Source organism: Rhodopirellula maiorica SM1 (assembly GCF_000346295.1).
GTDB classification, from domain to species: domain Bacteria; phylum Planctomycetota; class Planctomycetia; order Pirellulales; family Pirellulaceae; genus Novipirellula; species Novipirellula maiorica.
Genome location: NZ_ANOG01000804.1, coordinates 1 through 8945 on the forward strand (window position 1 = coordinate 1; position 8945 = coordinate 8945).

At 53.5% G+C, this 8945-nt stretch carries 6 protein-coding genes; 3 read left to right on the forward strand and 3 right to left on the reverse strand.

Translation table 11 applies throughout. From position 1 onward, the window contains the following. Positions 1 to 212, forward strand: a 212-nt coding sequence (locus tag RMSM_RS43010) for a hypothetical protein (protein WP_008703897.1), incomplete at its 5' end; no start/stop codon positions are given. 72 nt (positions 213 to 284) lie between these two features. On the opposite strand, the gene RMSM_RS26290 is transcribed toward RMSM_RS43010, so the two are convergent. Continuing rightward, on the reverse strand, positions 285 to 2369 hold the full coding sequence (locus RMSM_RS26290) for a hypothetical protein (RefSeq protein ID WP_008703899.1): 2085 nt from the start codon (positions 2367 to 2369) through the stop codon (positions 285 to 287). A gap of 1174 nt (positions 2370 to 3543) precedes the next feature. On the opposite strand from RMSM_RS26290, the gene RMSM_RS41340 reads away from it, so the two are divergent. Next, positions 3544 to 3729, forward strand: coding sequence for a hypothetical protein (locus tag RMSM_RS41340; protein WP_160168382.1), 186 nt, complete (start codon positions 3544 to 3546; stop codon positions 3727 to 3729). 691 nt (positions 3730 to 4420) lie between these two features. Next, positions 4421 to 6244 carry a hybrid sensor histidine kinase/response regulator gene (locus RMSM_RS26305; RefSeq protein ID WP_008703906.1) on the forward strand — a complete coding sequence of 608 codons (1824 nt, stop codon included), beginning with the start codon at positions 4421 to 4423 and terminating at the stop codon, positions 6242 to 6244. Between the two features lie 12 nt (positions 6245 to 6256). Here RMSM_RS26305 and RMSM_RS26310 read toward each other — a convergent pair whose 3' ends face one another. Together RMSM_RS26310 and RMSM_RS26315 are read right to left on the reverse strand one after the other, a co-directional pair. Continuing rightward, positions 6257 to 7249, reverse strand: coding sequence for an alpha/beta hydrolase family protein (locus RMSM_RS26310; RefSeq protein ID WP_008703908.1), 993 nt, complete (start codon positions 7247 to 7249; stop codon positions 6257 to 6259). Between the two features lie 23 nt (positions 7250 to 7272). Further along, positions 7273 to 8945 (reverse strand): alkaline phosphatase D family protein (locus RMSM_RS26315; RefSeq protein WP_052031816.1); only part of this gene is annotated, 1673 nt, incomplete at its 5' end.

Below are 8945 nucleotides of genomic sequence, written 5' to 3' on the forward strand. Positions count from 1 at the left end.
GATTTCGACGTGTTGCATTAAATTGCTCTGAACAGAAGAGCCATCAGGAAAAGAACAGACAGGGCATCGACATTATCATCGCCGAACCCACCGCGTCGTGCTACCCACAAGAGAACGTCCGGGCAACACCACAGCAGCATGCCGCAATCCGTCGCGTCAAATCCATTCGCACCAAGAGATACCAAACCAACGAAAAAACCCCGAAGAACTAGGTTCTCCGGGGCTCCTTCTGCTCTCACGCCTTGCGACGCTAGAGGGTATTGTTAAGCAACTGGATCGATTGCTTAGTTACCACAGTTGACGCAACCAGCGCCCGTCGCCATTGGTGCAGGCGACGCTACAGGACCTTCGCTGTAGACGGCTGGCGATGAACTGCCGCCGCAGTTGACGCAACCAGCTCCGGTCGAGTAACCCGCTCCGGCTCCGGCTCCGGCTCCGCCACCGTAAACAGGAACTTGGACCGTTGTCGGCACTTGACGGCAAACGCGAACTTGTACTTCACGCATCGATTGCACAGGAACGCACACGGTGTAGGTTTCTGGCACTTCTTCCTGAACGGTGTCGTAAACGGTGACGTTGTACGAACGCGTACGAGTTTCAGGAACGTTGACGGTGTAGTTGACTTCGCGAGTACGCTCTTGGGTTTCCAAGCGAGTACGGTTGACCGTGCGAGTGCGGGTCTCGGTGGTCATCGTTGTCTGTGGAACCATGCGGGTGCGGGTTTCCAGACGAGTCTTGGTCACAGGCACCATGCGGGTGCGAGTTTCCGTCTTCATGCGAGTCACAGGAACGCTGCGAGTGCGAGTCTCGGTGCGGTAGCTCGTGACGTTGTACTCACGAGTACGCTCTTCTTGACGGCACTTTTGCACAGTGACCATACGGGTACGTTGCTCGTTGACCATTTCCGTGTAAGGAACTTGGCGGGTACGAGTTTCCATACGAGTACGAGTCACAGGAACTTCGCGAGTGCGAGTTTCTTGACGGCACTTTGTGACCTGGATCGAACGAGTACGTTGCTCGGTCGTGTACTTGGTCACGTTGACCATACGAGTGCGAGTTTCGGCACGCATACGAGTCACAGGCACCATGCGAGTTTTGGTTTCGCAGGTGTAGCTGGTCGTCGTGTAGGTGTAAGGAACCTGGGTCGTTTGACGCTTGTAGCTTGTGTAAGGAACTTGCGTTGTGACGAGGTTTGGAACGTACACGCGACGATAAGCGATTTGAGGACCGCAAGCGGCACCGGCCGAAACGCCGCCACCGCAACCGTTGTCGCAACCGCTGCCGCAGGTCGAGACAGGCTTGCAGCAACAGCACGATCCACAACCGTGATGGCCGTGACGATGACCGCCCAACAGACCGCCACCGATGATTCCGCCATGACGCGAATGTCCGCCACCCACTTCAACGGCTTGGCATTGGTAGCTGCCCATGTCGCGGGTTACGGTTCGCATCGAGGTCACCGGTACGCACGTGCTAACCGTACGGTAAGCGGTGTGCGTTTGTTGAACAGGAACGCGAACTTGGTAAGTCTGAGCGACTTCTTCGGTGTAAGGAACCGAAACCGTATAGGTTTGCTCGACTTGTTCGGTGTGAGGAACCGAAACCGTGTAAGGTTGCTCAACGGTCTCGGTGTAAGGAACGTTCACCGTGTAGTTCTGTGTTACCGTCTCGGTGTAAGGAACACATACTTGGTAGGAAACGTCACGCATCTTTTGCACAGGAACACATACCGTGTAGGTTTGTTCCACTTGCTCGGTGTAAGGAACGTTAACCATGTAGGTTTGCGTTTTAGTTTCGGTGACAGGAACCGAAACGTTATAAGTTTGCTCAACGTTCTCAGTATAAGGAACGTTCACCGTGTAGGTCTGTTCTACTTCTTCGGTATAAGGAACCGATACTTGATAGCTTTGCTCGACCTCGGTCGTGACAGGCACCTGAACGGTGTATGGCACTTCTTCGGTGTAAGGCACACTCACTTGGACATTGTACTTTTCAGTACGCGTCTGAGTTTGCGGCACCATCACTGTGTACTCTTGTTGCTTCGTTTCAACGCGTGCAACTTGGCGAGTAACCGTCCGCATCCGGGTTTGTGTTTGACGCTGGTACGTCGTTGTTGGAACCATGCGTGTTTCGGTCACGTACTGCGAACGCATGACAGTTTGCGTTTGATACGAAACCGCGGGGCCACATGCATCTGCGCCACCCGCGTAAACGGCACCCGAGCCGCTACCCATGGCGACACCGCCACCTGAAACACACCCGGCGCCGCTTTCGCAGCCACCGCATGAACCACATCCTGCTTGGACATTCACTGCGAACACAAGCGTCGCAACGAGTCCAAATACATACTTAAGCATTTGAGCTTTCATCTTGGGGAACCCTCCAAATACGTCTCACAGCCCGTGAGGCAACAGAAGAAAAACGAGGAGCTTTAACGGCTGCGTAAAGTGGGCGAACCTATCGCCCTGAGACGTTGAATTTAAACTGTGCACCCCCACTGTCAACGATTACTTATTGAATAAAGGTCCCGAATCGTTAAATAGTATACTTACATACAAACATTGACATCAATTTGGAGTCACCATATCGCACACATTGTCGTCTAAGCGAGCAACAACAGTATGTGATGTGGTGGCTGAAAACCGATGTTAATGGATTGTAATAATGCAGTTAGTGTGGGATTTGCAGGGCGGCAGAATACGCTCGTAAAAGAAGGGAACCTAAGTGTTAATCTCGTCGGTGCAAAACCGACCAATATGCTTGATCAGCATCCAAGTTTAAATCGTCTAAAACCGATCGCAATTCTTTCTTCTAAAATCATTCAAATTTTTGCGATTGTGCGATGCGGGAGATGAGTTCACGGGCCATCAGAGTAGAACCAAAGTTGTGAAATCGAGAGACGCGACACTAGACATCCATCGTCACGCAGCGTACGCCATCCGCACTTTGCATGATCCATCGAAGGTGACTTTTTTCATCACGACGGGAGACACGGGGACGGCGGATTGGAATGTCGCCGCCGCCACGCCAAACAACGACATGCCCCCGAGAGGTTTTTTGTCGAAAGTCTTGTGTCAATTTTTCGTGAAGACGTTGCGAAGGCACGAGTCATTTCCCTAGTTGCATTGAGCTTCGTTAGGCTTGAGGTCCGGCCGGATCGGCGAGGCACCCAATGACGACGATCCCGAATACCTACCACGTGACCAACCGCGTCGCCGCAAGCGAGGCGAAACGGTCCCCGTGGTATGCGAGCGTATCCATGACGGAGTGCCGCGAGATGCAGTCGGGGACTACCACCGGATCCGGACGCGCGTGTCAGGCAATCCCCTGCGACCGGAACGCGAACGACAAGTCACCGCGATGACTTTCTCGCCACGCTTGCTTGGAATGGGTCGAGCGGCCGAAAGGGTTGAAAGCATGTCGATGGGAATGAAATGCAAATTTCAATGCTGAGCTGTGAACGCTCGCGATCAACCAGCGTCCCTTCAATCCTTCTTCGAGCCCCCGATGCTTCGTGACTCGATGCTTCGAGCCCTAGTGCAGATGTCCCATAGAGAAAACCACCGGCCCCAATACGCCGTTCCGACGGAGTGCCAAACATGGGTCAACTCCGTTGCCTTAGCGGCCCAGGACGCGTTGTACCAGGACGCGTTGTACCAGGACGCGTTGTACCAGGACGGGCGGTACCAGGACGACCGGTACCAGGACGGCCGACGTGTCTACCGATGATACGTGTCTGCCGATGATCTTGGCTCGGGAACTCGGATCGGGATATCGGGGCGGGGCCGAAGGATCATCCGCCAAGCATGACGGAGAGCCGGGGCGGACGGATTGGACGCAATTTGGGAGAAGCGTGTTAAAACACGAGAAATTCACGGTCGGGCAGATGCCCCCCGCTTCACAATGAAGCGATTTAACATCTTGTTCGGACAGCGACGGCGAAAAGTGTGCCGTAATGCTCAGCAAGCCATATATCTCTATGACAAACCAACATCGATTCTTTATGATGCAAACCAGATAGTGAACGGCAAGTCAAATTAAACACGCGATGGTGGCCGAATCGAGAGTCATCGCTACGAGGATCAGGCAGCGTCAATTGCGACGCATTGGGGCAATTCGAACGATTGCAAGAGAAGAGTGATCAACCAGCTGAAAATGACTTTCAGTTGACAAGATGCAGCGTAACGGCTTTCCACGCGAGGTGATTTCGCGGATCATACGATTCGACGGGTTGCCCCTTTGTGAAGAGCGGGTCGCCGGATCGGTGAACAACCACTTTGCCAAATGGAACTTATTCCGGAGGGCAGTCGCGAGAGTGGATGATTGTTCGCAAATCGATTCGGAAACGATTCGCATGCGGTGCGTGTTGACCTACATATAATACAGTGCACGTTCATCTGAGTGGGTGAGGGAAAGATCGATGAATCGATCGACACAAACAACGCAGAATCCAACCATGCCTCGCAAACTGATTTGTATTGGCGACCCCAACACGCTTCCGGCGGATGTTTTCGAGGGAGAAGTGCTGGTGGTCGATACATCGGTTGCGGTGGTGGACCAGTTGGATGACCCCTCGATTGAAGGAGTCTGGATTGCCCGAGACCAGCTGCCCAAGATCAGCGAGCTGAGAGGCATTTCGCAGAGTGGAATCATGCTGCGAGACATGCCCGAAGGTGTAGCACTGCTGGATTCGGAGTTGCGAGTGTTGTGGGCCAATCGTCGTTTGATCGAATGGTCAGGCCGTGACGAGCCCTCGGTAGGGACGAACTTTTACGAAATGTTGTCCAACCCCGAGATCATGGGGCCTGACTTTTGCCCGTTTCACACCGCACTTGCGACGGGCGACGAGAGCAACAGTACGCTGCACACCGAAGACAGCCGCTATTTCCAAGTTCACGCGGCGCCGATGGTGCACCCGGTCCACAGCCGCCAATTGGTGGTTACGGTCAGCGACATCACCGAAGAAATCTTGCAGCAAAACAAGCTAGCTGCGATCCACCAAGCGGGGCGAGAGTTGGCGGATCTTCGTCCGACCGAAATCTTTATGATGGAAGTCGATGAGCGAATCGACCTGTTAAAAGAAAACATTCGCCACTACCTCAGCAATTTGCTGAACTTCAACATCATCGAGATCCGCTTGCTTGAACAAGCCACCGGAAATCTGATGCCGCTGCTGAGCGTCGGGATCGACCAAGACGCTGCGGATCGGCAATTAATCGCCCACCCGCAGGGCAACGGGATCACCGGATACGTGGCGGCCAGTGGCGTTAGCTATATTTGCCACGATGTCGTCAATGATCCTCTGTTTATTCCGGGGGTGGCGGATTCTCGCAGCTCGTTGACCGTGCCGCTGATGCTGCATGATCAAGTGCTCGGGACGATCAATATCGAAAGTCCCGAAATCAATGCATTTGGTGATAGCGATCTGCAGTTCCTCGAGATTTTTGCACGCGACATCGCGTTCGCGTTGAACACCCTGGAATTATTGGTGGCTCAAAAGGCGAATACGGCCCAGCAAAGCTGTGATGCGATTCACGGCGCGGTCGCGCTTCCGGTCGACGAAATCCTGAACGATGCTGTCAACGTGATGGAACAATACATCGGACACAGCTCGGAAGTCGTCGATCGATTGAAGCGTATCTTGCGGAATGCTCGTGACATCAAGCAAACGATCCAACAGATTGGCCAGCGAATGACGCCGCTTGAAGCCATTCCGGTCGGTGGCGAGTCGGCTCACCACGTGTCGCTACGTGGCAAACGGATCTTGGTGGTCGATGCCGACGAACAAGTTCGCGAAGACGCCCATCAATTGCTCGAACGCTATGGATGCATCGTCGAAACCGCTCACAAAGGCGACGAAGCGGTATTGATGGTTCGCGGCAGCGACGACTCGACGATCTACGATGTAATTATCAGCGACATCAAGCTTCCCGATTACAGCGGGTACCAATTGATGCTGCGGTTGGGCAAGCTGATGGACTATGTCCCCATGGTTTTGATGACGGGATTTGGCTACGACCCAGGACACTCGATCGTCAAGGCTCGCCAAAACGGACTGCATGCCAAAGGGGTGCTGTTCAAACCCTTCCGCTTGGACCAGTTGATCGACGTCGTCAAAACCATTCTCGATTTCAACGAAGAAGTCAAAACCAGCGGCGTTGTGCCTCCGAAACCGGTCGACAGCGACGCCCCTGCGGAGTCAAAACCGGCTTCCGATGGCGATTCGGCGGCGGACCGTAGCTAGAACAACGGCGGCTCATTTCCACTGCCACGTGTCGCTCGGTTTTAGGGTGCCGTCGGATTGAGGCTTTTCTGATTTCAACCACTTCTCGGCCTCGCCGTCGCCGCGCAGATAGGCATTCCAAAACGCCAGACTGATTTTCTGAATCGCGGGATGGTGGCTCGCATCACGGTGACGCGTACGAAAACCGCTGCTGTCGCCAAAAGTGAAATGGTGCCCCCCGTCGAAAACCAGCTGAAACTTGTCACCGCTTGGCAGAGCTTTGTAAACCTGTTGTCGTGACTCGGGCGTCGTCTGCGGATCAATCGGGCTGTCGTCGTGGGTGCCGGTCATACACAGCACGGGGTGCCGGATTTCGCCAAACGCTTTCTCGGCCGAAATCATCTTTGCCAACGAAGGGCTCATCGCCAAGAACGCATCAATACGCTGATCATAATAGTTTTGACGCGACAGGAATTTACGTCCTGCCATTCCCATTGTTGTCACCGCACCAAAACTATGCCCGCTCATCCCGATCCGCTGTAGATCCAATTTGCCAAAAAGCGGGTGCCCGGCTTCCTTGTTCCACTGCTGGATTTGATCGATCACAAACGAGACATCCGCGAAGCGATCACTCGCGTTCTTGGCACTCGCCGCACTTTTCAGTTTGCTTAGCCGCTGCACGATCGACCCTGACGCGATTACTTCTCGGTCGCTGCCGGGATGCTGCATGAAAACACCCACGAACCCGTTTTTGGCCCAATGTTCGCCCAGATAACGATTGTTTTCTCGCGAACCACCTAGCCCGTGTGAAAACAACACGATCGGCTGGGCAGCATCCTGTTCGGCAAGATAAACTCGCAGTGGGACCGTACGATCACGCGACGTGTCGACAGGTTCAAAATCGATTTGTTTCACCGCTACATTGTCCTTGGCGTCGTCGTTGGCATCGACCTTCATCCCCAGCCCGATGGAAACCAACCAACCGACCCACAAACAGCGGCAAACATGCAATTGAAAACGGATCACAGAAAACCTCGCAAAGAGAGGGACTATCGGGCAAGAGAAATCGCTTCGGCGTAGTCGAGTTCCCCGGTGCGGCCGTCATAATACTGAAAAATCACCTGGGGATGCGGATAGGCCACCAGTCGTTTGTCGCCCAGTTGCTTCGGCATGTTGAACACATTGTTAATTTGGACAACACAAAAATGCGGATACAGTCGCTGCAGACGAGGCAGGTCGTCGAGAATATACGAACTCCAGCGAATGTCACATTCACGCGGCCCGAATTTGAATTTGCCCGTGGCGGGGCGATCGCTCTCGTCAAGCTTTGGCACATGATTGACGCTATTGTGTGGTCCGCAACAAAACTCCCAAACGTTTTCGGTGACCTTGATCGCAAAGCTATTGTGCAGGTCGCCGGTCATCACGAACACTTTTTTGCCTAATTTCTCCCAGGCGTGGATCAGCTGTTCACGTTCATGGAAAAACCCGGTCCAGGCCTCTTCTTTGTTGCCTGAAACTTCATAGCCGCCAGCTCCGCTGTGCGGGATCATGAACGGAACCGTCGAGATCACAAAGAAAAAGTCCGCATCACTTTCTTGCATGCTTTTCAGCAGCCATTCACGTTGGGGTTGGCCCAAGATGGATGCATCCGGTTTGTCACGCTGAGTGATATCGTGCATGCTGCGATCGCCACGCGTATCCAAAAGAAAGAACTCGCAATTGGCCACGCGGAATTTTCCATAACTACGTCGGCCGATTGAGTAGCTGACGTTGCCATCGACTTTTGCCGGCATGTGCAGCCGCAGCGTATGAGCATCGACGACTTCGTGAATTGCATAAACATATGAATTTTTATGCCCCTCATCATTGTCGTACTGCATATCATCGGTGCCCGCTTGTTTGGTGCCCCAGTGCACATGCAGGCTCAACATCTGATCGAGTGGCAGCCTTGAAAAATCAGTATTCGCATCGATCAACAGGTCGCTACCGGCTTTCATCTCGGCGGTTCCAAAATGAACGGGCTGCGAGTATTCAACGGGGTTCGCCCAACCGAGGTAATCGTACCAAGCAGTGGTTCCAATATCGCGAAACACCGCGCGACGATGTCGTTTCCCTGTTTCCGCCGCACCCCAAATATCGTTGAGAAGTTCGTGATCATCAAACGTGAACAAACTTGGCATGTTGCGGTGCCACCGCGCCATCTCAACGCCTCGTTCCAAATACAATTTATAGTTTTCCCAAACGCCTACGATCGTCGGCATGACATCGACCACGCGAGGCACCTCGTCAATGCCTTGGGTTAAACGCCAAGCCTCGACGGGATACTCACGCTCTTCCTCGTACAACCAATCCCCATTCATCACGTGGAAATGAACCTTATCCGCCCAGTCGCGATTTAGCGTTTCATAGGTGGGGGTGCGGTGGCCGATGCCATTGAGTGGGTTTTGATTTGCACACGAACCGATCTGAAAGCGGAAGTTGAACAGACCTTTGGGGTTGTGTTCTTGATTGCGAGATTCTTCGGCGCTGGGCAATGTGCGAAAGGAACCTGGCAATCCATGAGGCCGCTCGTTGACAATAATTTGATAGTGATACCGCGTGTCTGCTTTTAAATCAGTCAGCGTCACCACCCCCGTATTGTCATTTTCGATATGCGTCGGTGCCGGCCCACTGAAATGGTCCATGCCATCTTCGGCAGTGCCATATTGAACCAAGAACG